Origin of the sequence: Massilia sp. PAMC28688, from assembly GCF_019443445.1 — a bacterium.
Lineage (GTDB): Bacteria > Pseudomonadota > Gammaproteobacteria > Burkholderiales > Burkholderiaceae_D > Telluria_A.
On the sequence record NZ_CP080378.1, the window covers coordinates 343,116 to 369,328 of the forward strand.

At 63.6% G+C, this 26,213-nt stretch carries 22 protein-coding genes; 17 read left to right on the forward strand and 5 right to left on the reverse strand.

Annotated elements, in window-relative coordinates; all coding sequences use genetic code 11:
* Positions 1-55: 55 nt before the first annotated feature.
* The 9 genes from KY495_RS01455 to KY495_RS01495 all read left to right on the forward strand — a co-directional run bounded on the left by KY495_RS01455 (position 56) and on the right by KY495_RS01495 (position 12,209).
* The gene (locus KY495_RS01455; protein WP_219882017.1) at positions 56-1,879 is read left to right on the forward strand and encodes a methyl-accepting chemotaxis protein; all 1,824 of its coding nucleotides are present in this window, start codon (positions 56-58) and stop codon (positions 1,877-1,879) included.
* 66 nt (positions 1,880-1,945) lie between these two features.
* Entirely contained in the window at positions 1,946-3,757 is a 1,812-nt protein-coding gene (locus KY495_RS01460) for a methyl-accepting chemotaxis protein (protein ID WP_219882018.1), read from the forward strand.
* The gene (locus tag KY495_RS01465) at positions 3,758-4,213 is read left to right on the forward strand and encodes a chemotaxis protein CheW (protein ID WP_219882019.1); all 456 of its coding nucleotides are present in this window, start codon (positions 3,758-3,760) and stop codon (positions 4,211-4,213) included.
* Positions 4,210-5,445, forward strand: coding sequence for a protein-glutamate O-methyltransferase CheR (locus KY495_RS01470; protein WP_219882020.1), 1,236 nt, complete (start codon positions 4,210-4,212; stop codon positions 5,443-5,445). The genes KY495_RS01465 and KY495_RS01470 overlap by 4 nt, the downstream gene beginning before the upstream one ends.
* The gene (locus KY495_RS01475; RefSeq protein WP_219882021.1) at positions 5,442-6,128 is read left to right on the forward strand and encodes a chemotaxis protein CheW; all 687 of its coding nucleotides are present in this window, start codon (positions 5,442-5,444) and stop codon (positions 6,126-6,128) included. Before KY495_RS01470 ends, KY495_RS01475 begins: the two co-directional genes overlap by 4 nt.
* Positions 6,125-8,503 (forward strand): hybrid sensor histidine kinase/response regulator, encoded by a 2,379-nt coding sequence (locus KY495_RS01480; protein WP_219882022.1) that lies wholly within the window; start codon positions 6,125-6,127, stop codon positions 8,501-8,503. Before KY495_RS01475 ends, KY495_RS01480 begins: the two co-directional genes overlap by 4 nt.
* On the forward strand, positions 8,500-9,513 hold the full coding sequence (cheB, locus tag KY495_RS01485) for a chemotaxis-specific protein-glutamate methyltransferase CheB (RefSeq protein WP_219882023.1): 1,014 nt from the start codon (positions 8,500-8,502) through the stop codon (positions 9,511-9,513). The genes KY495_RS01480 and cheB overlap by 4 nt, the downstream gene beginning before the upstream one ends.
* 26 nt (positions 9,514-9,539) lie before the next feature.
* Entirely contained in the window at positions 9,540-10,556 is a 1,017-nt protein-coding gene (locus tag KY495_RS01490) for a diguanylate cyclase (RefSeq protein WP_307728231.1), read from the forward strand.
* 639 nt (positions 10,557-11,195) lie between these two features.
* Positions 11,196-12,209: an IS110 family transposase gene (locus tag KY495_RS01495; RefSeq protein ID WP_219881833.1), complete on the forward strand. Its 1,014-nt coding sequence runs from the start codon at positions 11,196-11,198 to the stop codon at positions 12,207-12,209.
* Positions 12,210-12,248: 39 nt separating this feature from the next.
* Here KY495_RS01495 and murB read toward each other — a convergent pair whose 3' ends face one another.
* On the reverse strand, positions 12,249-13,277 hold the full coding sequence (gene murB / locus KY495_RS01500; protein WP_219882024.1) for a UDP-N-acetylmuramate dehydrogenase: 1,029 nt from the start codon (positions 13,275-13,277) through the stop codon (positions 12,249-12,251).
* 126 nt (positions 13,278-13,403) lie between these two features.
* Between murB and KY495_RS01505 the strand changes: the two genes are divergently transcribed.
* Positions 13,404-13,889: a YajQ family cyclic di-GMP-binding protein gene (locus tag KY495_RS01505; RefSeq protein WP_219882025.1), complete on the forward strand. Its 486-nt coding sequence runs from the start codon at positions 13,404-13,406 to the stop codon at positions 13,887-13,889.
* 137 nt (positions 13,890-14,026) lie between these two features.
* Positions 14,027-15,292 carry a nitronate monooxygenase gene (locus KY495_RS01510; RefSeq protein ID WP_219882026.1) on the forward strand — a complete coding sequence of 422 codons (1,266 nt, stop codon included), beginning with the start codon at positions 14,027-14,029 and terminating at the stop codon, positions 15,290-15,292.
* Between the two features lie 59 nt (positions 15,293-15,351).
* Here the strand turns inward: KY495_RS01510 and KY495_RS01515 are convergent, their stop codons facing one another.
* On the reverse strand, positions 15,352-16,302 hold the full coding sequence (locus tag KY495_RS01515) for an exopolyphosphatase (RefSeq protein ID WP_219882027.1): 951 nt from the start codon (positions 16,300-16,302) through the stop codon (positions 15,352-15,354).
* 275 nt (positions 16,303-16,577) lie between these two features.
* On the opposite strand from KY495_RS01515, the gene KY495_RS01520 reads away from it, so the two are divergent.
* The 4 genes from KY495_RS01520 to KY495_RS01535 all read left to right on the forward strand — a co-directional run bounded on the left by KY495_RS01520 (position 16,578) and on the right by KY495_RS01535 (position 21,163).
* A complete protein-coding gene (locus KY495_RS01520; RefSeq protein ID WP_219882028.1) occupies positions 16,578-17,876 on the forward strand; it encodes a sensor histidine kinase in 1,299 nt (432 codons plus the stop codon).
* Positions 17,877-17,937: 61 nt separating this feature from the next.
* Positions 17,938-18,699, forward strand: coding sequence for a LytTR family DNA-binding domain-containing protein (locus tag KY495_RS01525; RefSeq protein ID WP_219882029.1), 762 nt, complete (start codon positions 17,938-17,940; stop codon positions 18,697-18,699).
* Between the two features lie 123 nt (positions 18,700-18,822).
* On the forward strand, positions 18,823-20,055 hold the full coding sequence (locus tag KY495_RS01530; RefSeq protein WP_219882030.1) for a PAS domain-containing sensor histidine kinase: 1,233 nt from the start codon (positions 18,823-18,825) through the stop codon (positions 20,053-20,055).
* Between the two features lie 97 nt (positions 20,056-20,152).
* Positions 20,153-21,163, forward strand: a complete 1,011-nt coding sequence (locus tag KY495_RS01535) for a porin (RefSeq protein ID WP_219882031.1) — start codon at positions 20,153-20,155, stop codon at positions 21,161-21,163.
* Between the two features lie 39 nt (positions 21,164-21,202).
* Here KY495_RS01535 and KY495_RS01540 read toward each other — a convergent pair whose 3' ends face one another.
* The 3 genes from KY495_RS01540 to KY495_RS01550 are packed head-to-tail and all read right to left on the reverse strand — an operon-like array spanning position 21,203 to position 23,785.
* On the reverse strand, positions 21,203-22,183 hold the full coding sequence (locus tag KY495_RS01540) for a tetratricopeptide repeat protein (protein WP_219882032.1): 981 nt from the start codon (positions 22,181-22,183) through the stop codon (positions 21,203-21,205).
* A 6-nt stretch (positions 22,184-22,189) separates the two neighbouring features.
* Positions 22,190-22,840: a class I SAM-dependent methyltransferase gene (locus KY495_RS01545; protein WP_219882033.1), complete on the reverse strand. Its 651-nt coding sequence runs from the start codon at positions 22,838-22,840 to the stop codon at positions 22,190-22,192.
* Between the two features lie 3 nt (positions 22,841-22,843).
* The gene (locus KY495_RS01550; RefSeq protein ID WP_219882034.1) at positions 22,844-23,785 is read right to left on the reverse strand and encodes a CysB family HTH-type transcriptional regulator; all 942 of its coding nucleotides are present in this window, start codon (positions 23,783-23,785) and stop codon (positions 22,844-22,846) included.
* Positions 23,786-23,965: 180 nt separating this feature from the next.
* Between KY495_RS01550 and KY495_RS01555 the strand changes: the two genes are divergently transcribed.
* On the forward strand, positions 23,966-25,654 hold the full coding sequence (locus tag KY495_RS01555; RefSeq protein WP_219882035.1) for a nitrite/sulfite reductase: 1,689 nt from the start codon (positions 23,966-23,968) through the stop codon (positions 25,652-25,654).
* Complete coding sequence (locus KY495_RS01560; RefSeq protein WP_219882036.1) at positions 25,647-26,207, forward strand: DUF934 domain-containing protein; 561 nt, start codon at positions 25,647-25,649, stop codon at positions 26,205-26,207. The genes KY495_RS01555 and KY495_RS01560 overlap by 8 nt, the downstream gene beginning before the upstream one ends.
* The last annotated feature ends 6 nt before the right edge of the window (positions 26,208-26,213 follow it).

Here is a 26,213-nt window from a genome sequence, read left to right on the forward strand (position 1 = left end):
TTTTTTTCGCCCCAGCATGTTACATTGAGCAAAAATGTATCACTAAGGCGACAACATGTTAAAGAACCTCGGCATCGGCCACAAGATTGCGCTGGCCTTCGGCACCATCATTGCATTGCTGCTCCTGCTGCTGTCGCTGGCGTACGCAAGCTTCCAGCAATTATCCGAAGCCAACAGCTGGGACCGCCATACCCTCAAGGTTTTACTGGAAACGCAAGAGATCGCCACCTCGGTGCTGCAAATCCAGAGCGCCACGCGCGGGTTCATGCTAACTGGCAATGAAGCGGTGGCCCAGCCGATCCCGGCAGAAGAAGCCAAAGTCAGGCGCCACCTGGCCACCGCCCTGGGCCTGACCGCCGACAACCCCGCCCAGCAAGACCGCTTGCGGCGCATGGGTCCCATGCTCGAGGATTGGCTGGTCAATGTCATCGACCCGCTGCTGGTGCGGCGCCGCCTGGCCAGGGAACGGCCCGACCTGCCGCAGCAAACGGCAACCGAGGCCGATGTCGTCAACGGCGCGCGCACCATTGCCGCCATTCGCAAGCTGATTGACGAAGTCAGCACCGAGGAAGCACGCTTGCTGGCCGCGCGCAGCGCCCAGGCGCAGCTGCTGCATGACCGCATGGCGCTGCTGCTGCAGGGAGGTGGCCTGGCATGCGTGGTGCTGGCAGGCTTGATCGCCTGGTGGCTGGCCGGCGCGCTGCTGCGCCCTTTGCACAGCCTGACGCAAGCGGTCGGCCGGCTGGGACGGGGCGAGGCCGGCGCGCGCGCGGCCGTCCTGTCGGGCGATGAACTGGGCCGGGTGACGCAGGCCTTCAACGGCATGGCGCAGTCGATCGAAGACGCCCACGCGGCCGAACTGGCCCAGAACGCGTCGCTGCGGGCCAAGGTCGATGCGCTGCTCGGCGTGGTCTCGCGCGCTGCCGCGGGCGACCTGACGGGCGCGGTGACGGTCAGGGGCGAGGATGCGATCGGCCGCATGGGTGAAGGCTTGCATACGATGGTCGAGAATCTGCGGCGCCTGATCGACAATGTGCAACAGGCCGGCATCCAGGTCACCACCTCGGCCACCGAGATTGCCGCCGCCGCCAGCCAGCAGGAAGCGATGGGCATCGAGCAGGCCCAGACCAGTGTCGAAATCCTGGCCACTACGCGCGAAATCTCGGCCAACACGGAGCAGCTGCTCAAGACAATGGAAGGGGCCACCGCGGTGGCCGACTACACCACCAGCGCCACGGCCGAAGCGCAGACCAACCTCAAACGCATGGACAGCACCATGGGGCAGATGGTCGCGGCCACCGACTCCATCAACGCCAAGCTGGCCGCGCTGTCGGAAAAGGCGAGCAACATCAACAGCGTGCTGACCACCATCACCAAGGTGGCCGACCAGACCAATATCCTTTCGCTCAACGCCGCCATCGAAGCGGAAAAGGCAGGCGACGCCGGGCGCGGCTTTTCCGTGGTGGCCACCGAAATCCGGCGCCTGGCCGACCAGACCTCGGTCTCGACCTGGGACATCGAGCAGATGCTGCGCGAGATGCAGTCGGCGGTGTCGGCCAGCGTCATGGGCATGGACAAATTCTCGGAAGAGATCCGGCGCAGCGTGGGCGAAGTGCGCCAGGTGGGCGAACAGCTCTCCGGCGTGATGGACCAGGTACAAAAGCTCGCCCCCGAGTTCGACCTGGTGCTGCAGGGGATGCAGTCGCAGGCCAGCGGCGCGGCCCAGATTGCCGACACCATGACCCAGCTGAACGACACCACCCACCAGAGCGTGGATTCGCTCAAGGCCACCAGCGAGGCGGTGCACCAGCTGCAGTTCGCCGCCAGCGGCCTGCACACCAGCGTGGCCTCGTTCTCGCTCGCCGGCAGCGTTCGCTAAAGTGCGGAGGTTCCATGGGAGCCGCGGCAATGTTACATTGGTGAAAAGCGCAGTTCAGGAGACGACATGTTGCGAAATCTGAGTATCAAAACCAAGCTGTACGCCGGATTCGGCGCCATTGTGTCCATCATCCTGGTGTTACTGGCCCTGGCCAACAAGGATTTTGCCCGGCTGTCGGCCGCGAGCGAACTGGACCGCAAGACACTGGAAATCCTGGTCGAGGCCAACGAGATATCCACGTCCCTGCTGGAACTGCAGACCGAAACGCGCGGCTTCCTGCTGACCGGCAACGAGCGCTTCCTGACGCCCGACAATGACGAGCGGGCCGAACTGTACAAGCACCTGGACGACGCCGACCGGCTCGTGATCGACCCGTCGATCCGGGCCAAGTTCCAGCGCCTGCGCACCCTCTCGGACAGCTACCTCAAGGACATCATCGATCCCCTCCTCGCCCGCCGGCGCGCCCTGGGCAACAGCCCGGACGCCGCCCGCCGGATGGCCGACGCCCCCGAACTGACGCGCGGCTTTGAAACCGTGACGGCCGCCATGGGCCTGCTCGACGAAATCAACGCCGACGAAAACCGCCTGCTGGCCGAGCGCAGCGCCGAGTCGCGCGCGCTGCAGCAGCGCATGCAGATGCTGCTCACCGTCGGCGGCGTCATTACCATTGCGCTGGCGGTGATGATTGCCTGGCTCCTCACGCGCGCGCTGATGGCGCCCTTGAACGAACTGACCCACGTGGTGGGCCGCATTGCGGCCGGCGAGAAAGGCGCCCGCGTGACCGTGGCGGCCAACGATGAACTGGGCAAGGTGGCGCAGGAATTTAACCGCATGGCGCAGGCGGTGCAGGACAACCAGGCGCGCGAACTGGCCGCCACCGACGAACTGCGCTCCAAGGTCGACGCCCTGCTCGACGTGGTGTCGAAGGCGGCCATTGGCGACCTGACCGGGACCGTGACGGTCGAGGGCCAGGACGCGATCGGCCGCATGGGTGAAGGCTTGCAGACCATGGTCGACAACCTGCGCAAGCTGATTCACAACGTGCAAAAGGCCGGCATCCAGGTCACCACCTCGGCCACCGAGATTGCCGCCGCGGCGCGCCAGCAGGAAGCCACCGGCACCGAGCAGGCCCAGACCAGCGTCGAAATCCTGGCCACCACGCGCGAAATCTCGGCCAACACGGCGCAGCTGCTCAAGACCATGGAAGGGGCCACCGCGGTGGCCGACTACACCACCAGCGCCACGGCCGAAGCGCAGACCAACCTCAAACGCATGGACAGCACCATGGGGCAGATGGTCGCGGCCACCGACTCCATCAACGCCAAGCTGGCCGCGCTGTCGGAAAAGGCGAGCAATATCAACAGCGTGCTGACCACCATCACCAAGGTGGCCGACCAGACCAATATCCTTTCGCTCAACGCCGCCATCGAAGCGGAAAAGGCCGGCGACGCCGGGCGCGGCTTTTCCGTGGTGGCCACCGAAATCCGGCGCCTGGCCGACCAGACCTCGGTCTCGACCTGGGACATCGAGCAGATGCTGCGCGAGATGCAGTCGGCGGTGTCGGCCAGCGTCATGGGCATGGACAAATTCTCGGAAGAGATCCGGCGCAGCGTGGGCGAAGTGCGCCGGGTGGGCGAACAGCTCTCCGGCGTGATGGACCAGGTACAAAAGCTCGCCCCGCAGTTCGACCTGGTGCTGCAAGGGATGCAGTCGCAGGCTATCGGCGCCTCGCAAATTTCCGACACCATGATGCAGCTTAACGACGCCACCCAGCAAACGGTGGACTCGCTGCGCGCCACCAGCGAAGCGGTGCACCAGCTGCAGTACGCCGCCACCGACCTGCAGTCCTCGGTGGCCACCTTCTCGGTGACGCAGTAAATGAAAGTGCTCGTTTTCAGCATCGGCCCGGACCGCTACGCATTGCCGCTGGCGGCGCTGGCACGGGTGGTGCCTGTGGCCGAGCTCAAGCAGGTGGCGCTGGCGCCGCCCTATGTCGCCGGCCTGCTCGACCTGCACGGCGAACCGGTGCCGGTGGTCGACCTGTCGCAGCTGGCCGGCTTCCCGCGCCAGGACACCTGGTTCGACACCCGCATCATGCTGACCGACTACCCCCTGCCCGGTGGCGGCTCCGCCCTGCTTGGCCTGCTGGCCGAACACGTGATGGGGGTCGAGACACTGGACCTGGCAGCGCTGCGCGAGACCGGGGTGGCCGGCGCGCCGTTCCTGGGGCAGGTAGCCAGCGGGCCCGATGGCATGCTGCAGCTGCTCGAGCCGGGACAGCTGCTGCCAGCGGAGGTGCGCGCGGCACTGTTCCCGCAGCAGGTGCGCGCATGAGCGCGCGCGAGCTGATCAAGCAGACCACAGGGCTGAACCTGAGCGTGGCCGCCGCCGAGCGCGCCCTGCGCCAGCGCATGGCGATCCTGGGGCAGCGCGACAGCCGCGCTTATCTCGACACCATCACCCCGGCCGAACTGCAGGCGCTGGTGGAACTGGTGGTGGTGCCGGAGTCATGGCTGTTCCGCGACGCCCAGGCCTTTGTCTCGGCCACCGCGTACGTCCAGCAAAGCCTGGCCGCGCGCCCGCAGCGCCAGTTGCGCATCCTGTCGCTGCCCTGCGCCAGCGGCGAAGAACCGTACTCGATTGCCATGTCCCTGGCCGACGCCGGGGTGGCGATGGAGTCGGTGACCATCGACGCCATGGACCTGTCGGAAGTGGCGCTGGAACGGGCACGGCGCGGACGCTACACGCGCAATGCCTTTCGCGGCCCCGACATTTCGTTCCGGGCACGCCACTTCAGCCAGGTGGACAATGAATACCAGATCCACGACCACCTGCGCGAGCGCGTCAATTTCAGCCAGGGCAACCTGCTCGACATCGATGCCCTTGGTAACGCCGGCCGCTACGACGTGCTATTTTGCCGTAACCTGCTGATCTACTTTGACGACGCCACCACCGCCACGGCCATCGCCAAGCTGCGCCTGCTGCTGGCCGATGACGGCGTGCTCTTTGCCGGCTATGCGGAAGTGCCCGTGTTCTGCACCAATGGCTTTACCCCGATGCGCATGCCCGGCGCGTTTGCCCTTCAAAAGGAGCGCCGCGGTCAGCTGCGGCGCCCCCGGGCCGCAGGCTTGCCCGGGCCGGCGGCGAGCCAGGCGCGCCCCGCTCCCGTGCTGCGCCCGGCCCCGCGGTCGGGCCAGGCGGCGACAGGGCACGCCGAGCGCGAGTCAGCACAGGGGTTCGACCTGGCGGCCATGCTGACCCATGCCCGGCAGCTGGCAAACCAGGGCGACCATGCCGCCGCCGCCGTGGCCTGTCACGCGGTGCTGGCCAGTAGTCCGGGGGCGGCCGAAGCTTACTTCATCCTGGGCCTGATAAGCGAGTGCAACCAGCAGCCGGCGGAAGCGGGCGAACACTGGCGCCGCTGCGTCTATCTGCAGCCGGACCACTACGAGGCACTGTGCCACCTGGCCCTGCTGGCCGAACAGGGTGGCGCCGCCGCCCAGGCCAGCGCCCTGAAACAGCGTGCCGCGCGCGTGTTCAGCCGCACCCGGAACCAGGCATCATGAGCGCACCCACCGACAAAGGCGCCGTCCCGGCACTGGCCGACTGCTGGAACCGCATCGGCGTGCTGGGCGACCAGAGCTGTCCGCTGCTGCGTGACGTGGTCCACTGCCGCAATTGCGCGGTGTATGCCGGTGCGGCCCAGCGCAACCTGCAGCGGCCAATCGGCGCGGGCTACCGGGAACAATGGGCCGAGCTGCTGCGCCAGCCGCGCCAGGAGGCTGACCGCGCCGACCGCGCCGTGCTGGTATTTCGCATCGGGCAGGAATGGCTGGCACTGCCCGCTGCCATGATCGATTCGGTGGCACCGCAGGCACACGGCCACCGTCTGCCGCACCGCGGCGGCAGCGGCCTGCTGGGCGTGGTGAACGTGGGCGGCACGCTGCATCCATTGCTGTCGCTGGGCACCTTGCTGGGGGTGGACGAAAACGCGGGCAGCGCCACGGCGGGACGCCAGGTATTCGCCCGCCTGCTGGTGGTGCGATGGGAAGAACAGGCATTCGCCTTGCCCGTGGCCGACCTGCACGGCATCGTGCGTTACAGCGCGCGCAGCCTGGGCGCGCCCGCCGCCACCATGAACAAGGGCCTGGTGCGCTACCTGACGGGGGTGCTGACCGAGGCCGGCAAACATATCGGCGTACTCGATGCCGCCCTGGTGGGACACCAAATGACAAGGTTGCTGCGATGAGCCACGACGCCGATGACCTGAGCCAGTTCTCCATGATGGACCTGTTCCGCATGGAGGCCGAGGGGCAGAGCCAGCAACTGACCGATGGCCTGCTGGCGCTGGAACGGAAATCCGGCAGCAACGGCACCGTGGAGTCGCTCATGCGCGCGGCCCACTCCATCAAGGGTGCTGCCGCCATTGTCGGACTGGACGTGGTGGTGCAGCTGGCGCACGCCATGGAAGACGTCTTTGTCGCGGCCCAGAATGGCCTGCTCCTGACGCCGGCCAATATCGATACCCTGCTGGCCGACGTCGACATCATCATGCAGATTTCGGCCCAGACCGAAGGCGGGGTAGCCGGGTGGCTGGCCGCCAATGGTGCGCGGATCGGCGAACTGGCGGCGGCCACCGGCGCCATCCGGGATGGCGAGGCGGCGGCTGCAGTGCCCGCGCCGGCGGCTGTGGTGGCCGCGCCGGCGGCGGCGCCGCAGCCGGCATCGCTGGCGACCCTGCTGGCCCAGGACCCCGACGAAGAGGCGCGCGAAATCGCAGCCGCCATGGCCGCCATGGCGCAGCTGGAACAGGAACGCGCGCCGGCCCCGGCGCCGGCCACCGGCGCGCCGGACGACAGCGGCGAGCCACCTCCCGCCCCCGGCCCGGCACGCGGCCCGGCCCAGGCCCAGAACTTCGACCGCCTGCTGGCACTGGCCAGCGAATCGCGCATCAATGCACACCAGATGCAGCCCTTCATCGCTTCCCTGCAGCGCTTCAAGCGCAACCAGGGCTTGCTGTTCCAGGCGCTGGAGCAGCTCAACGAAGCGGTCCTGGCGAGCGGCGACGCAGGGCTGATCGACAAGGCCATGACGGCCGTACAGAAAGCCCATCCGCTCAAGCAGTTCATGCTCGAGCACCTGGCCGACATCGAAAGCTACGAGCGGCGCCTGCTGGTTGTATCCGACAACCTGGTCGACGAAGTGCTGGCCCTGCGCATGCGGCCATTTCGCGACGGCGTGCAAGCCTTTCCGCGCATGGTGCGCGACCTGGCGCGCAGCCTGGGCAAGCAAGCCCAGCTGGTCATCAGCGGCGAAGACACGCTGGTTGACCGCGACATCCTGGCGCGCATTGAAAGCCCGCTCAATCACATCTTGCGCAATGCCGTCGACCACGGTGTGGACAGTCCCGACGAGCGGCGCGCGGCCGGCAAGCCCGCCCTGGCCACCATCACACTGGACGCACGCCACCGCGCCGGCATGCTCAGCATCGAAATCAGCGACGACGGACGGGGCGTCGACCTTGAACAGATCCGGCGCAAGGTGGTCGAGCGCAAGATGGCCAGCGAAGCCATGGCCGCCAGCCTGTCGGCACCGGAACTCATGGAATTCTTGTTCCTGCCCGCCTTCAGCCTCAAGGAAACCACCAGCGCCATTTCCGGGCGCGGCGTGGGGCTGGACATCGTGCATCAGGCCATTCGCGAACAGAATGGCAGCGTGCGGATGCAGTCGGAACCGGGGCACGGCCTGCGCACCTCCATCACGCTGCCCCTGACCCAGTCGGTGGTGCGCTCGCTGGTGGTGGACATCCAGGGCGAGGCCTACGCCGTCCCGATCGTCAAGGTGGAGCGGGTGCTGATGGTGCCGCAGGCCGAAATCCACACCCTGGAAAACAAGCAGTTCTTCGACTACGGCGGCGAGCATCTGGGCCTGGTCTCGGCGGCCCAGGTGCTGGAACTGGGCCAGATGGCCGGTGCCGCCACCGATCTGCCGGTGCTCGTCATCGGCAGCGCCCAGCGCCGCTTCGCGCTGGTGGTGGACGCCATCCGCGGCGAGCAAAGCCTGGCAGTGCAAGCGCTGGACCGGATGTTCGGCAAGATCCAGGATGTCAGTTCGGCCGCCCTGCTTGACGACGGCTCGCCGGTTCTGATCCTGGATGTGGCAGACCTCCTGGTCTCGATCGACAAGCTGCTCGGCGAAGGCAGCCTGCACCAGCTGGCGCGCGAGAACGCGTCGGAGCGGCAGAAAGTCAAACGCGTGCTGGTGGTGGACGACTCGCTGACCGTGCGCGAAATGGAGCGCAAGCTGCTGCAGGCGCGCGGCTACCGGGTCGACATCGCCATCGACGGCATCGACGGCTGGAACGTGGTGCGCAGCGGCGAGTATGACCTGGTCATCACCGACGTCGACATGCCGCGCATGGACGGCATCGAACTGGTTGCGCTCATCAAGAAAGACGTGCACCTGCACCAGCTGCCGGTCATGATCGTATCCTACAAGGACCGGCCGGAAGACCGCGCGCGCGGCATGGCAGCCGGAGCTGACTACTACCTCACCAAGGGCAGCTTCCACGACGAGACGCTGCTCGACGCCGTGTTTGAACTCATCGGAGACGCCGCCACATGAAAATCGCCATCGCCAACGACGTTGCCATGGCGGCCGAAGCGCTGCGGCGCGTCATCGCCAGCACCAGTGAACACCAGGTCATCTGGATCGCACGCAGCGGCAGTGAAGCGGTGGCCATGTGCGCCGACAACCGGCCGGACCTGATCCTGATGGACCTGAACATGCCGGGACTGGACGGCGTGGAAGCGACGCGCCAGATCATGGCGGCCACGCCGTGCGCGATCCTGGTCGTGACCGGTGCGCCGCAGGACAATGTGGGCCAGGTGTTCCGCGCGCTCGGCGCCGGCGCGCTGGACGTCACCGCCACGCCTATCCTGGCCGGCAAGGGTGGGGGCGACAGCGCCCTGCTGGCCAAGGTCAAGACCATCGGCAAACTGGTCAAGGCCAGCCGCCAGGATGCCCAGGCGCAGACCGCCGGCACCGAGCGTGGTGGCGAAGTGCGGCATTTGCTCGCCATTGGTGCTTCCACCGGCGGCCCGCTGGCCGTCTCGCAGATCTTGGCGGGCTGGATCGCGCCGCCGGGCACCGCCATCGTCGTGGTCCAGCACATCGACGCCAACTTTGCCGGCCACTTCGCCAAGTGGCTGGGCGAGCAGCTGTGGCTGCCCGTAAAAGTGGTGGACGATGGCGACATGCTCGAAGCGGGCTGTGTGCAGATCGCCAAGACCAACGACCACCTGACGCTGTCGGCGCACCAGCGGCTGCATTACGCGCAAGAGCCGCGCGACTACCCGTATCGGCCATCGGTTGACGTGTTTTTTGAGTGCGTGGCGCGCAACTGGCCCGGTGACGCGACCGGCATCCTGCTGACCGGGATGGGGCGCGATGGGGCCCAGGGGCTGCTGTCGATGCGGGCTGCGGGCAAGCACACAATCGCCCAGGACCAGGCCAGCAGCGCCGTGTACGGCATGCCGCGCGCCGCGGCCGACCTGGGTGCGGCCCAGCAGATCCTCTCGCTGGACCAGATCGCACGCTTGCTGCGTGGCCGCAGCGGATCAAAACTGGCATAATCGGCCACCTTGAACAGGAACTGACCTTGACGACTGAAGCGAACGACTCTGAGACAACGCCATGCCTGGCGGCGATTGCCGCGAGCACCCGCGTGCTGCTGGTGGACGACCAGCCGATGATCGTCGAAGCGGTGCGGCGCATGCTCGGTGGCCAGGACGACATCAGCTTTTACGCCGTCACCGATGCCACGCTGGCGCTGGCCGAGGCCGAGCGGGTGGCGCCGACCGTCATCCTGCAAGACCTGGTCATGCCGCAGGTTGACGGTTTCACGCTGATCCAGCAGTACCGCAGCAGTGCCGTACTGGGGGAGGTGCCGGTGATCGTGCTCTCCTCCAAGGAAGACCCCAAGCTCAAGGCGCACGGTTTCGCCGTCGGCGCCAACGACTACATGATCAAGCTGCCGGACCGGCTGGAATTGCTGGCGCGGGTGCGCTACCACGCCGGAGGGCACATCAGCCGCCTGCAGCGTGACGAAGCGTTCCGGCTGCTGCGAGAAAGCCAGCGCCAGCTGGCCGAAGCCAACATCGAACTGCAAAAGCTGGCCGTGCTTGACGCCGTGACCGGGATTGCCAACCGGCGCCGCTTTGACGAGGCCATGCGCACGGAATGGCAGCGCGGCCAGCGCGAAGGGCGGCCGCTGTCGCTGCTCATGTGCGACATTGACTGCTTCAAGGCGTACAACGACACTTACGGCCACCAGGCGGGCGACCTGTGCCTGCGCAAGGCGGCGGCCGTGTTCACGGAACACCTGAAGCGCCCGGCGGACGTGGTGACGCGCTACGGCGGGGAAGAGTTTGCCATCATCTTGCCGGAGACGGGGCCGGAAGGCGCGCTGGAAGTGGCGGACGGCTGCCGTGTGCATCTCGAGCGGTTGGGGATGCAGCACAGTGGCGTGCCGGGCGGCGTGGTGACGGTCTCGATCGGCGTGGCAACGATGACGCCCAGCGCGGACACGACCCTGACGGACCTGATCGCCAGCGCGGACAAGGCCCTGTACGCCGCCAAGGCGGCCGGGCGCAACCGCGTCGAAGCCGCCGCCTGACGCGCCCCCCCCAGCGCCCCCAAAAAAAATTTCCCTACACCAGGGTCAGACCACTTAAACGCACCAAAATCAATTTCCTATTGCCAGGGTCAGACCACTTAAACGCACGAAAAGCAATATCTTGGCACGTGTTCCCACCACAAAGCTGTTCAGCACCGTTTAAACTTTTCCTGCGTGCATTCAATGGGGTCAGATCAGCGCTCTATTTTGTGCCCTGAGCAACCGATCCAGGCCCGTGTCACCAGGCCGCGCGCCAACACTTGGTGCAGTGGCATCGCTATCGTGGCGGAGAGGAAACGACAATCCTCGGAATTTCGGATTTTCGCTGACTTGAGCCCCTTCCCCGGTCCAGAGAAATTGATTTTGGCGGCTTTAAGTGGTCTGACCCTGGCGTAACGGCTTTAAGTGGTCTGACCCTGGCGTAAGGAAATTGATTTTGGTGCGTTTAAGTGGTCTCGTATATTGGAGTTACCGAAAATTTGGCAGAATGTGGGCCAGATTTATTGGTCGGGCAGAGTGACATCGGCGTGGTCGGAGACGAGTAGTCTGTGGGTCAGATAGGTGCCTTTGCCCGTTTTTTCCTTGCAAGTCCGGACGGTATCTTAGGCCTTAGAGCCTGCATACGAGACAGGTCAACAAATGGAAACTACGCACGCTCCCATTCTGGGAATTGATGTCAGCAAGAAGAAGTTGGACGCCGCGCTGTTGGAAGGCGGCAAACTGAAGAACAAGGTCGTTGAGAACAGCAAGGCCGGATACGCCGAGCTGGCGAACTGGGTGACCAAGCAAAAGGTCGATGTGACGACAGTCCACGCCTGCATGGAGTCAACCGGCATCTACAGCGAGCCCGTAGCGCTCAATCTGCAGGCAGTTGGCATGAAGGTCAGCATCGTCAATCCAGGCTGCATCAAGGGCTTCGCTCAGAGCGAAAACATTCGAAACAAGAACGACAAGGTCGATGCCGGCGTTATTGCTCGGTATTGCCGAGCAATGACGCCGGAACCTTGGGTGGCACCGCCGCCAGCTGAGCGCTTGTTGCGTGGATGGGTGGAGCGCCTCAGTGCACTTCAGGATATCCGCCAGCAGGAAGCAAACCGGATTGAAGCGCATGAGTTCGCCGGGCAAACTGACTTGGCCAAGCACACCAAAGAGCACGTGGACTGGCTGGATGCCCAGATCGCGCAGCTCAAGAACGATATCGACACCCATATCGATAGCGATCCTGGGATGCGGGCTGACGTTGAGCTAATGACGACGATTCCGGGCGTGGGACGCGCCACGGCAGCCAAAGTCATCAGCTATGCGGGCGATGTGCGAAAGTTCAGCAGCGCCAAGGCCTTCGCCGCTTACATCGGCGTCACTCCCAAGCAACGGCAATCGGGCAGTTCGGTAAGAGGCCGGACCATGATCAGCCGAATCGGCAGTGGTCAACTGCGAGCAGCGCTGTACATGCCGGGCGTGGTGGCCAAGACGCACAACCCGATACTCAGGGCCTTTGCGGCCCGCTTATCGGACAACGGCCTGGCCAAGATGGCCGTGGTCAGCGCTGTCATGCGTAAGCTGGCACATCTGATCTACGGGGTCCTGCGGTCAAACAAGCCCTTCGATGCAAATTACTTGCAATCCGGGCTTGCAATTCAAGACGGTATCTGACCCTGGGGGTAGGAAACGAATGGGGGCGGTCAGCTTGTCTCAGATGAAGACCGGTTCGGTTTCGAGGCGCACGCCGTAGCGCTCCCAGACATCGGCCTGGATAGCCCGCGCCAGCGCAACCACCTCGGCGCCGGTGGCCCCGCCGTTGTTGACCAGCACCAGCGCCTGGCGCGGGTAGACTCCCGCCGCGCCCATGGTCCTGCCCTTCCAGCCGCACTGGTCGATCAGCCAGCCGGCCGCGAGCTTTTCACTGCCGTCAGGCTGCGCATGGTGCACCAGCGCCGGAAACGCCGCCAGCAAGGCCGCGCACTGCGCCGCCGTGACCACCGGGTTCTTGAAAAAGCTGCCCGCGTTGCCAATCACGGCCGGGTCGGGCAACTTGCGCTGGCGGATGGCCACGACGATGTCGCTGACCTGCTGCGCCGTGGGCGATGCCAGCCCCGACTCGGCCACCGCTTGCGCCAGTTCGCCATAACGCAGGTTCGGCTGCCATGCCTGGGGCAGCGCAAAGGTGACGTCGACAATCACCAGCCCGGCCCCGGCCGCGTGCTTGAACACGCTGTCACGGTAGGCAAAACGGCACTCGGCCGCACCCATGGTGCGCAAGGCGCCACGGGCCGTGTCGTACACGGTCAGGGAATGAAATACGTCCTTGAGCTCGGTGCCATAGGCGCCGATGTTCTGGATCGGTGACGCGCCCACCGTGCCGGGAATGAGCGACATGTTCTCCAGCCCTCCCAGCCCCTGCGCCAGCGTGTACTGCACAAAGCCGTGCCACGATTCGCCGGCGCCGCAGCGCACCAGCGTGCAGCCATCCTCGCTGCCGATCACCTCCTTGCCCAGGATGGCCATGTGCAGCACCAGTGCGTCAACGTCGCCGGTCAGCACGATATTGCTGCCCCCGCCCAGCAGCAGGCGCGGCATGCCGGCCAGGGCCGCATCGGCCAAGACGGCCTCGAGCCGCGCGACGCTGTCGATCCGCAGATAGGCGCGTGCGCGGGCGTCGATGCCAAAGGTGTTGAGCTGCCGGAGCGAGAAATCGTGCTGGAGAGGGAGGTCTGTTTGCATAAGTTACCGTTGTTTTGGCCGATTATAGGCCATGAACCGGGATTTCGGCCGTGGCGCTGGGGCGCAGGGCCGGTTGTCCGTTAAAATATCGGCATTCTACATTTTGCAAGTGAAAAGGAAGCCACCATGCCGTCGTTTGATGTCGTCTCCGAAGCAGACATGATCGAAGTGAAAAACGCTGTCGAACAATCGAACAAGGAAATCACTACCCGCTTCGATTTCAAGGGCAGCTCCGCCAAGGTGGAGCAGAAGGATACGGAATTGACGGCCTTTGCCGACTCCGATTTCCAGCTGTCCCAGGTGCGCGATGTGCTCACCAATAAGCTGGCCAAGCGCAAGGTCGACGTGCGCTTCCTCGACGAGGGCAAGATCGAAAAAATCGGCGGCGACAAGGTCAAGCAGGTCATCAAGGTGAAGAACGGGATCGAGACCGAGGACGCCAAGAAAATCGTCAAGGTCATCAAGGAATCGAAAATGAAGGTCCAGGCCAGCATCCAGGGCGAAGCCGTGCGCGTGACGGGCGCCAAGCGCGATGACTTGCAGGCGGCCATGGCCATGCTGCGCAAGGATGTGCCCGATATGCCCCTGGAATTTAATAACTTCCGCGATTAATTGTTCTTGCTGCATCTGTTGTGTCCGCCAGAACGTATACAGCGATCGTGGTGACGGCCCCGGGGTAAAATGCAGGCATGCGCCGGGCCGGTGGCCGTGACGGAAGCGCAGCTCATGTCAGTAGTGTAAGGATAGCAATGAAACGTGTTGATGATTTCCGCCTGCGTCTGGGCAACAAGGAATATGTACCCATCATGATTGGCGGCATGGGTGTCGATATTTCCACCTCGGAGCTGGCGCTCGAAGCGGCCCGCCTGGGCGGCATTGGCCATATTTCCGATGCCATGGTGGAAGACGTGTCCGACCGCAAGTTCGATACGAGCTATGTCAAGGACAAGACCAAGACCTACAAGTTCAACATCAACAATATGGACAAGGCCGTGGTCCAGTTCGACCTGGCCCGCCTGGCCGATGCCACCCGCCGCCACGTGGGCGCCACCATGGAAGCCAAGCGCGGCGATGGCTTGATCTTTGTGAACTGCATGGAAAAGCTGACCATGAACGCGCCCAAGGAAACCTTGCGCACGCGCCTGTCGGCCGCCCTCGACGCAGGCATCGATGGCATCACCATGTCGGCCGGCCTGCACCTCGGTTCCTTTGCCCTCATTGCTGACCATCCACGTTTTCGCGACGCCAAGCTGGGCATCATCGTGTCTTCGGTGCGCGCCCTGCAATTGTTCTTGCGTAAGATTTCACGCCTGAACCGCCTGCCCGACTACATTATTGTCGAAGGCCCGCTGGCCGGCGGCCACCTGGGCTTTGGCATGGACTGGCAAGAGTACGATCTGCATACGATCATGGATGAAATCCATGCCTTCATGCGCGCCGAGCAGCTCGACATTCCCCTGATCGCCGCCGGTGGCGTCTTCACCGGCACCGATGCGGCCGGTTTCCTGGAAAAAGGCGCGGGCGGGGTCCAGGTGGCCACCCGCTTTACCATCACCCACGAGTGCGGCCTGCCCGACAAGGTCAAGCAGGAATACGTGCGCGCCACCGAAGACGATATTGTCGTCAATGGCATTTCGCCCACCGGCTACCCGATGCGCATGCTCAAGAGTACGCCCGCCATCGGCGCCGGCATCCGCCCCGGTTGCGAATCCTATGGCTACCTGCTCGACGCCACCGGCAACTGTTCCTATATCAATTCCTACAACCGCGAGATCCTGGCCAATCCGGATGCCAAGACGGTGGTGGTGATGGACAAGACTTGCCTGTGCACGCACATGCGCAACTTCAATTGCTGGACCTGCGGCCATTACACCTATCGCCTCAAGGACACCACGCACAAGCTGGACGACGGCAGCTATCAAATGCTCACGGCTCAGCACGTGTTCGAGGATTACCAGTTCAGCGTGGATCATCAGATCGCCCTGCCCGCGCGCCAGGAAGTGGTCGCGGCCTGAGCGGCCCGGCATCGGAAAGAACGCGGCTTGGTCCGCGTTTTTTTTCGCCGCCAGCCGGCCTAACCGAGGCTGACGATGCGTGTCACCAGGGCCTCGAGCACGTCTGCAGCGAGCTCGTTCGATACCTGGCAGGTGCCGGCATTGCGATGCCCGCCCCCGCCGTACTCGAGCATCAGGGCGCCGATATTGGTGTTGCAGCTGCGGTCCAGAATCGAGCGGCCCGTGGCAAACACGGTATTTTGGCGCCGCAAGCCATGCAGCACGTGGATTGAAATGTTCGCTTCCGGATAGAGCGCGTAGATGATGAAGCGGTTGCCGGCATAAATGATGTCCTCGCCGCGCAAGTCGAGCACCACCAGGTTCTTGTGCACCGTGGCGCAGCGCCGGATCTGGTCCTTGCACAACTGGCTATGCTCGGCGTACAGCGCGCTGCGCTCGCGCACGTCCGGCAGACCCATGATGTCGTCGATACTGTGATCCTTGCAGTAATCGATCAGGTCCATCATGAGGTTGTAATTGGAAATGCGGAACTGCTTGAAGCGTCCCAGTCCGGTGCGCGCATCCATCAGGAAATTGAGCAGATCCCAGCCCTGCGGGTCGAGCACTTCGCGCTGGGTAAAGCGCGCGCTGTCGCCCTTGTCGACGGCGGCCATCATTTCCGTCCACGGCGCCGGGAACACCGAGGAGCCGCCATAGTAGGCATACACGATGCGCGCCGCCGATGGCGCTTCGTGGTGAATGATGTGGTTATGCGGCACCTTGCCCGTGCCACCCGGTTCGCGCATGGTTTCCGACAGGTGATGGTCGAACGCCAGGTGCACGCCCGGCACGTAGGGCAGATTGGTGGTGATGTCGCGGTCGGTCACGGGAATGACGCCGTCCTGCATATCCTTGGGATGGACAAACAGGATCTCGTCGATCAGGTCGAGGTGCTTGAGCAGCACCGCGCATACCAGCCCGTCAAAGTCGCTGCGGGTGACGAGGCGGCATTTCTTCTTGTCCAATGACATGCGATACCAACGGTGAGGGAAGTCAGTTTTAGATGATACAGGGCAACTATTGATGCCGTAAAGCGCCATCTGGCGGTTTCCTGCGCCACACTGCATTCTGCACCTGGAAACGTGCAGACTGTCGCAATTCGGTCGTCCCGGCAGGCCGGCAGCAGTACAGTGGTAAGGTCGCGACAGCAAAGCCGGGCGCCGAGATGCCCGCGCGCCGGCCGCTTCGATTACACTGCCATCCGGCCGACGCAACACTACTTGATATAACGATACGGATTTTCATCATGCCAGCACGCAGCCCCATCCAGCAGCAAGCCGCCTCCGTCATGGCCGCGCTGCATCGCGGTTTCGATGCGACCAGTACTTGGGTGACGGAGTTATCATGGTGGAAATTCTTCCTGTTTGCCATGGTGTCCCTCATTGCCGCCAATATTCTCCAGGATGAACTGTTTTCCGGTTCGCCCGAGGAAGTGGTGGTGCGCAAGGATGAGGACGACAAGCGCCGCGGTCCCCAGCCCACCATCGTGATCGATGACAGCGGCATCCATTTCAAGACCAACAAGCCGGTCACACCCATCCCGCCCCTGCCGCCGGTGCCGGACGCGCCGGGCACGCCAGGCACGCCGGATGCTGCGCCCGGGGACACGCCCGGCAAGGCCGACATCACGGTGGCGGCGCCCGACATGACGAGCATGCCCGACAGCGACGGCGAGTCCGTCCATATCGAACTGCCGCCCCAGATTGGCGAGGAACTGTCCAACGCCATTGAAATGGCAGTCGAGAACAAGGCCGAAGCGAAAGTGACGCGCTACCACAAGCAAGCTTCGACCTGGTTCATCAGTTTCGTGTCGCTGCTGATCCTTGCCTTGCTGTCGATGAAAGCCCTGGTGGGCGGCAAGAAGCGCGCGGAAGCGGAAACCGTGACCGCCAACGCGGCCGCGGAACGGGAATCGATGCAGCGCCAGCTGTCGGAAACGAAGATGCAGATGATGCAGGCCCAGGTGGAACCCCACTTCCTGTTCAATACCCTCGCGTCGGTGGAATACCTGATTGAAACCGATCCCCCGCGCGCCTCGGCCATGCAGCGCAGCCTCATCCAGTATCTGCGCGCGGTGCTGCCCCAAATGCGCGACAACGCCGTGGTGACCAACCTCGGCCGGGAAGCGGACATGGTCAAGGCTTACCTGAACCTGCTCAAGATGCGCATGGAAGAGCGCCTCACAGTCGACATGCAGATTCCCGACGGCCTGCGCAGCGCAGCCTTTCCCCCCATGATGCTGCAATCCATGGTGGAAAACGCCATCAAGCACGGCCTCGAATGCAAGGCCGAAGGCGGGACGCTGCGCGTGATGGCGGAAGTTGCCAGCGGCAAGCTGCGTGTGATTGTCAGCGACGATGGCGTGGGCTTCGGCGTCATGCCGAGCGACGGCACGGGCCTGGGCTTGCCCACCATCCGCGAGCGCCTCAAGCTGCTGCATGGCGATGCCGGCAAGCTGCACATTGCCGCCAATAGCCCGAGCGGCGTCATCGCCACCATCGAAGTGCCGTACCAGGTGGCGGCCGGCCAGGCTGGCGCCGCATAATGAGTTGATTAAAGTACCAATTCATTCAATAATTCATCCTCTACCACTTCTCGACGCTCCCATGCCTACAGCAATCATTGCCGATGACGAAAGACTGATGCGGGACCAGCTGCGCATGCGCCTGTCGCAAGTGTGGCCGGAGCTGGAAATCGTCGGCGAAGCCAAGAATGGCGAAGAAGCCATTGGCCTGGTGGGCGAACTCAAGCCTGATTTCACCTTCCTCGACATCCGCATGCCGGGCAAGACGGGCATGGATGCGGCGCGCGAAATCGGCGCGCAAAGCAATATCGTGTTTGTCACTGCCTACGACCAGTATGCGGTCGAGGCGTTTGAACGTGGTGCCATCGATTACGTGCTCAAGCCGCCCGAGCAGGAACGCTTGCAGGTGACGGTGGATCGCCTCAAGACACGCCTGGAAAAACCGAAGGAAGCGGTCAATGACAGCGTCACGGCCATGCTGTCGCAGCTGGCTGAAAAAATGGCCGCGCCCAAGCCCAAGTACCTGCAGTGGATCCAGGCCAGCATCGGCCAGGACCTGCGCATGATCCCGGTGGAAGACATCCTGTTTTTCCGCTCGGACGAGAAATACACCTGCGTGCAGACTGACAAGTTTGAAGCGCTGATCCGCAAGCCGGTGCGCGATCTGGCAGAAGAACTCGACCCTTCGCTGTTCTGGCAAATCCACCGCGCCACCCTGGTCAATGTCAACGCCATCGAAGGCGTCACGCGCGACTTGCGCGGGCGCCACCTGGTGCTCATCAAGGGCAAGTCGGACAAGCTGGAAGTCAGCCGCAGCTTCCTGCACCTGTTCAAGCAGATGTAAGCACCTTCCCTGGGCCGGCGCCGGGCCGCCATTGGCCCTTGTCGCGCCTCAATGGCGATTGTTGCCATTGCCTTATGCTGTGCGTGGGCGCGCATTCGCGCGCCACCATCAGGCAGGCGCCCCATGACATTGAAGCATTCCTATCGGCTCCTGCGCTGGAGCGTGGCAACGTTCGCACTGGGCGTGCTCACCGGTCAGGCCGTGGCGCGCGCGCTGGCACGCACGCGCGGGCCGCGCTTTGCGCACAGCCACAGCCACGACATCATCCATCACGCCAGCGAAGCCATCATCTCCACTGACGAAGAGCAAAACGTGGTATTGGCCAACCCGTCGGCGGCGGCCATGTTCGCCACCACTGTGGAAGCCATGCAGGGCTGTCACCTGAGCCGCTTCATTTCTCCCCTGCCTACCCTGAGCGGCGACGCCACCCTGGCCATTTTTGGCGATGGCGCCGGGCGCACCGGGCGCCGTGCCACCGACTACGCCGTCACCGGCGTGCGCGCCAGCGGCGAGGCCTTTCCCCTGGAAGGGTCGGTATCGTGCCTGACCGAAGGCGGCGCGCGCATCTACACCATCATCCTGCGCGACGTGACGGAGCGCCAGCAAGTGCAAGCCAAACTGTCGCGCTCGCATTCGCAGCTGCGCCAGCTCTCCTCCGCCCTGCAAACCGTGCGCGAGGAAGAGCGCGCCCATATTGCGCGCGAGCTGCACGACGACCTGGGGCAACTGCTGGCGTCGCTGCGCATGGACCTGAACCTGCTGCAGCAGGAAGCCCCGGAGCGCAGCGCCAGCAACCGCCTCATGCAAGGCATGGAAGAGAACCTGCTTACCGCCATCCAGTCGCTGCGCCGGATCGCCACCAACCTGCGCCCGCGCGCCCTCGATGAAGGCGGGCTGTACTTTGCACTGCAGGGCTTGCGCGATGAATTCGTGCAGCGCCACGGCATCGCCTGCACCCTGTATGCGGACGAGGCCGAGCTGCGGCTCGACGATGGGGCCAGCACCGCCATTTTCCGCATCGTGCAGGAAGCATTGACCAATATTGCGCGCCATGCGGGCGCCAGCAATGTCACGGTCTACCTGTACCGGCTCGACGGCCAGCTGCTCATTTCCATTGCCGATGACGGGCGCGGGATCCAGCTGTCGGACATGGAAAAGGCCCAGTCCCTGGGCTTGATCGGCATGCGCGAACGGGTTTGGGGCATGCACGGCGACATCACCATCAGCGCCGACGAGCCGCCTGGCACCCGCATCGAGATCGTGCTGCCCATTGCCCACGCGCCAGCGGCCGAGGCGCACCAGAGCGAGCGAGCCGCCCTGGCCGAGGGCACCCGTGGCACTTCCGCCTCATCCTGACGTTTGCTGCAACGCTGTCATCAAGTTGACATTTTTAATTGTTATAATTTTTTACGGTTAAGAAGCAACTCGTTGAAGCAAACTCATGGAGATTCAAATGCAAGGTAAACTGTTGGCAGCTGCACTGATCGCAATTTTCCCACTGGCCGCGTCGGCCCAGTCCAGCGTCACCGTCTATGGCGTAGCAGACGCAGCGATCGCAGCCGAGGACACCGGCGCCCCGGATGGCAGCCGCACGGTCCTCAACTCGGGTAACCAGTCGAGCTCGCGCCTTGGTTTCCGTGGCACGGAAGATCTCGGCGGTGGCCTGAAAGCCATGTTCAATCTCGAAGCCGGCGTGGCCCTCGATTCCGGCGCCGCCGACAGCGCCCTGTTCGGCCGCCGCGCCGTGGTCGGCCTGGAAGGCGCCTTTGGCCAGCTGACGCTCGGCCGCGAATATTCCCCGATTGCCGACATCGCCAATGCCACCGACATCAATGGCCAGGGCTTCTACGGCAGCAACCTGTCGGCCTTTGTCAGCGGCCGCCTCACCCGCCGCCTGTCCAATTCGGTCAACTACAAGTCGCCATCGCTGGGCGGCTTCAAGTTCAATGCCGCGCACAGCGCCGGCGAAACCCAGACCGGTGCTTCCCAGGACCTGACCGGCGTGTCGGCAACTTATGTCCTGGGCAACCTGTTTGCCGGCATTGGCTACCATGTGGCCGAGCGCGCGGTGTCCGGTGATGACAAGGAAATGATTGTCGGCCTGGGTTACAAGATGGGCGCGGTAGAACTGAAGGCCAATTACCTGACGGCCAATCCAACCGGTAACAACAACAAGTTTGAACAGCTCAACGTCGGTGCATCCTACGCCTTTGGCGCCAGCAAGGTGCTGGCCAATGTCCAGCGCAATGAACTGGAAAATGGCGCCAAGGGCAACGGCTTCAACGTCGCTTACACCTACTCGCTGTCCAAGCGCACCAACGTGTATGCGAACTATGCCCGTCTGAGCAACAACGCCACCGGCGTTTTCGGCCTAGTAGCCGCGAGCACCAACGTCACGCCGCCTAGCACGGCGCGCGGTGCCGATCCGTCGGCCCTGTCGCTGGGCGTGCGCCACTCGTTCTAAGCATCGCCACCCCGGCGCGGCCCAGGCCGCGCCGGTGGTTCAGCTGCCCCGCTTTTTCAGCTCTGCCCGCGCCAGCTTGTGGCCCGCCTCGGCGGCCCGGCGCAGGTAAGCCATCGCCTTTTGCTCATCGCGCGTCACGCCGCGCCCTTCTGCATACATCCGGAACAGCATGTACAGTGCCTGGTCCCGGTGCGATTTTTCTTCCTCTTCAAACAGGCGCAGCGCCCTGGCATCATCCCGGGCCACGCCTTGTCCATAAAAATACAGTTCGCCCAGCATGGTGGCCGCGTCGCCAACACCGGCGTCGGCGCCCTTCTGGCACCAGCTCAGCGCCAGGGCGTCATCGCGCGCGGCGCCGCCACTACCCTCCTTGTAGCGATGGCACAGGTTGCCGACGGCGGCAGGATCGCCCTGCCCGGCCAGGCGCACGACCTCCTCCAGCGGCCGCTCGGGCATCTCGAGAAAACCATCGTTGTCCTTGCTGCCGCACAGGGCACCAATTGCCTGGAACGCGGCGATGACGGGGGCGGCCAGCTCCGGCGCCATGTCGTTGGGCATGGCAATGCCGAGTTCGCGCGTCTTGTGCGAGCGCGCCAGCACGCTGCCCCGGCTGCTCACCTCAGTCGTGCCAAACTGAATGTTGCCATTGAAACGCACCTGGATGCGCGCGCCCCAGTGCTCGGCGCCACCGTCGCGCAGTCTCACGATATAAGCCGGGACATATTGGACAGTCGGCATGCCCCATGCAAAATTGATGTCCGCCAGCGCCGTCATGCGTGCCAGCTTCGGACTCCAAGCCTTCGATCCCACGGCCGTGATTTCCAGGCGGGCCTGGCATGGACCCGAAGGCGTGAAAACATGCGTCTGCTGGCCCGGGCCGCGCCGCTCAGGCGCCTGCAACAGGCGATTGATGTGCCTGAGCTGGCCCTCGAAGCTGGGATCGCTGGCCGAACTGGCGCCGGGTACGGGCGAGCAGCCGCTGAGCGCGGCGCCAGCGAGCACGGTAAGCAGTCTCTTCACGGTGGCTTACTTCAAACGGCAGGTCAAAATCCAGTAAAACTCGTTGCGCGAGATCTTGATTTCACGCACCGACGAGGCCAATTTCTTGCGCAGCGCGCTGTCCGATGGATAGGTTTTTGGAATTTCGTAGCGTTCGCCATCGGGCGCGGTCATGATCTGGTAAGTATTGCCTTCACTGTCGGTGCGCGCCACGGTGGGGCTGATGCCTTCGACGTAATCGTCGTCCAGCAGCACCAGCATCACATCCTTGCCCACGCGCGACTTCACATGGGCCAGGAATTTTTCCTGGTGCTCGCGCTTGACGTGCGACCACCAGCAGCCGATGAACACGGCCGTAAAGTCGCCCAGGTCGGCCGGCAAATCATAGGCATCGGCCACGCGGAACTGCACCTTCTCTTCCGGCAGCTCGCGCAGGCGCGCTTCCTCGATCATTTCCGGACTGATGTCGATGGCCACGATCTTGTCGGCCACTTCGGCAATTGTTTCGGTCCAGTAGCCGGTGCCGCAGGCCAGCTCCAGCACGGTGTGGCCCTTGAGGATGATGGACAGGTGCTCATGCACATCGTGCAGGTCGTCCTGGCACTCCTCCTCGTTGTACATCAGGTCGTAATCGGGGGCGCTCTTGGCGTAATAGGGGACGTATTGGTCTGAATTCATTCTTTACAGCTCGTAATTTTCTTTGGTGCCGCTCATGGCCGATTCGACCATCTTGCGGCTCAGGGTCGGCGCCAGCAGCTCGATGAAGGTGTAAATGTAACTGCGCAGGTAGGCGCCCTGCTTGACTGCCACACGCGACACATTCATGCCGAACAGGTGGCCCACGGAAATGGCACGCAGGTTCTTGTCGCGTTCGGGATCGAACGCCATCCCCGCTATGATACCAACTCCCATCCCCAGCTCCACATAAGTCTTGATCACATCGGCATCAATGGCTTCGAGCAGCACGTCGGGCTTCAAGCCGCGCAAGCCGAAGGCATGGTCAATCTTGCTGCGGCCGGCAAAGGCGCCGTCGTACGTGATGATGGGATAAGTCGCAATTTCTTCCAGCGACACCGCCTTGGAACGGGTCAGCGGATGGTCGGGCGGCACCACCACCACGTGCTCCCACTGGTAGCAGGGCAAAGTGATCAAGCCGTCCACGCCGGCAATGGATTCGGTGGCAATGGCGAGGTCGGCCTGGTCACGCTGCACCATTTCGGCAATCTGGCGCGGGTTGCCCTGCAGCAGAGACAAGCGCACCTTGGGATACTTGAGCATGAAGGCTTGCACCACCTTGGGCAACATGTAGCGGGCCTGGGTGTGAGTGGTGGCAATGGTGAAGCTGCCGCTGTCCTGGGCGGCGTATTCCTTGCCGATGCGCTTGAGGCTGTCGATTTCCTGCATGATCAATTCCACCGACTGCAAGACCAGCCGCCCCGGCTCGGTCAGGCCCCGGATGCGTTTGCCATGGCGGGTGAAAATGTCAACGCCAAGCTCTTCTTCGAGCTCGATAATGGCCTTGGACACCCCTGGCTGGGAGGTAAACAAGGCCTTGGCGGCATCGGTGAGGTTGAAATTCTGGCGCACCGCTTCGCGGACGAACCGCAGTTGATGGAGATTCATTGCTTTTATACTCAGTTTCTTGTTGGATACCCGCAACGCTCATTTTATAAGATTGCTTATGCCAGATACGAATATAAGCAAATAAATTCTTAGTCCTTTGGAATAAAGGCTGAGTTCATTACCATTGAGCCTAGTTTGGGAGAGTCCATCGCCCGAGAACGCATTTTCCAGGATTACACAATGTATCGTTACGACCAATACGACCATCTTATCGTCAAGGAACGCATCGCCCAGTACCGCGGCCAGGTAGAGCGCCGCCTGAGCGACGAACTGACGGAAGCCGAATTCCTGCCCCTGCGCCTGCAAAACGGCCTGTACATGCAGCGCCACGCCTACATGCTGCGCATCGCCGTGCCATACGGCCTGCTGTCCTCAAACCAGATGCGCATGTTTGCCCACATCGCGCGCAAGTACGACCGCGGCTATGGCCACTTCACCACGCGCCAGAACATCCAGTTCAACTGGATTGAACTGGAGCAGACGCCGGACATCCTGGCCGATCTGGCTTCGGTCGAGATGCACGCCATCCAGACCTCGGGCAACTGCATCCGCAACATCACGTCCGACGAATTTGCCGGCGTGGCCGCCGACGAAATCATCGACCCGCGCCCGTACGCCGAGGTGCTGCGCCAGTGGAGCACCTTCCATCCCGAATTCGCCGCCCTGCCGCGCAAGTTCAAGGTGGCCATCAATGGCGCGCTGGAAGACCGCGCCGCCATTGCGGTGCACGACATCGGCCTGACCGTGGTGCATGGCGCGGACGGTGAAGTCGGCTTCAAGGTCATGGTCGGCGGCGGCATGGGCCGCACCCCGATCCTGGGCAGCGTGGTGCGCGAATTCTTGCCGTGGCAGCACATGCTGACCTACATCGAAGCGATCATGCGCGTGTATAACCAGTATGGCCGGCGCGACAACAAGTACAAGGCGCGCATCAAGATCCTGGTCAAGGCCCTGGGCGTGGAAGAATTCGCGCGCATGGTCGAAGAGGAATGGCAGGACCTGAAGGACAATGAATCGACCCTGGTGGCCGAGGAGATGGAGCGCATCGCCGCCTACTTCACGCCCCACCCGTACGAGAAGCTCGAAGCAATCGACCCGCGCGCCGGACGCGAAGACAACAAGGCCTTTGCCAATTGGCTCAGCCGCAATGTGTACTCGCACAAGGTGCCTGGCTACGCCATCGTGCTGCTGTCGCTGAAAAAGACGGGCGTGCCGCCAGGCGACGCCACCGCCACCCAGATGGACTTCGTGGCCGACCTGGCCGACCGCTACAGCTTTGGCGAAGTGCGCGTCACCCACGAGCAAAACCTGGTGCTGGCCGACGTCAGGCAGGCCGACCTCTTTGAACTGTGGCAGGAAGTGAAGGCCCAGGGCCTGGCCACGCCAAACATTGGCCTGTTGACCGACATGATCTGCTGCCCCGGCGGCGACTTCTGCTCGCTGGCTAACGCCAAGTCGCTGCCGATTGCCGCCGCCATCGCCGAGCGCTTTGACGACATCGACTTCCAGCACGATATCGGTGACATCGAACTCAATATCTCGGGCTGCATCAACGCCTGCGGCCACCACCATGTCGGCTCGATCGGCATCCTTGGCGTGGACAAGGATGGCAGCGAGTGGTACCAGGTGTCGATTGGCGGCGCCCAGGGCAACAACTCGGCCATCGGCAAGATCATCGGCCCATCGTTCTCGGCCCTGCAGATGCCGGAAGTGATCGACCGCCTGCTGCAGGTCTACGTCCGTGAGCGCACCGAAGACGAGCGCTTTGTCGATACCGCGCAGCGCCTCGGGATTGCCCCGTTCAAGGAACATGTGTATGCCACGCCGATCAAGGCGGGCGAACTGGTTGGAGAAGACCACTATGCTTGAGAATCACCCTCAGATCATCAAGGACCGCGCCGTCGTCGCTGACGACTGGACGGTGTTGCGGCTTGACGAAAACCAGGCCGCGCAGGATGCCGTCGTCCCGGAAGGCAAAGTCATTGTGCCGCTGGCCGTATGGCAGGCGCAGCGCGAGTCCCTGTCGGCACGGGCCGCCCTGGGCGTGTGGATCGCCTCCGACGAGCGCCCGGAAGTACTCAAGGGTGAGCTGGAACGGTTTGCCGTGGTGGCCGTGGACTTCCCCAAGTTCACCGATGGCCGCGGCTATTCGATTGCCTTTAACCTGCGCATGCGCCTGGGCTATACGGGCGAGCTGCGCGCCATTGGCGACGTGCTGCGCGACCAGCTGTTCCAGATGCACCGCGTGGGCTTTAACGCCTTTGCCACGCGCCAGGACCGCAACATCCACGATGCCCTCAAAGGCCTGACTGACTTCTCGGAGGTGTACCAGGCGTCGGTTGACCAGAAGGCGCCGCTGTTTCGCCGCGCCCAGCGCCATCACGTGGCAGCGGAGACCAGCGATGTCGGCTTTGGCATCTGAGGCAGC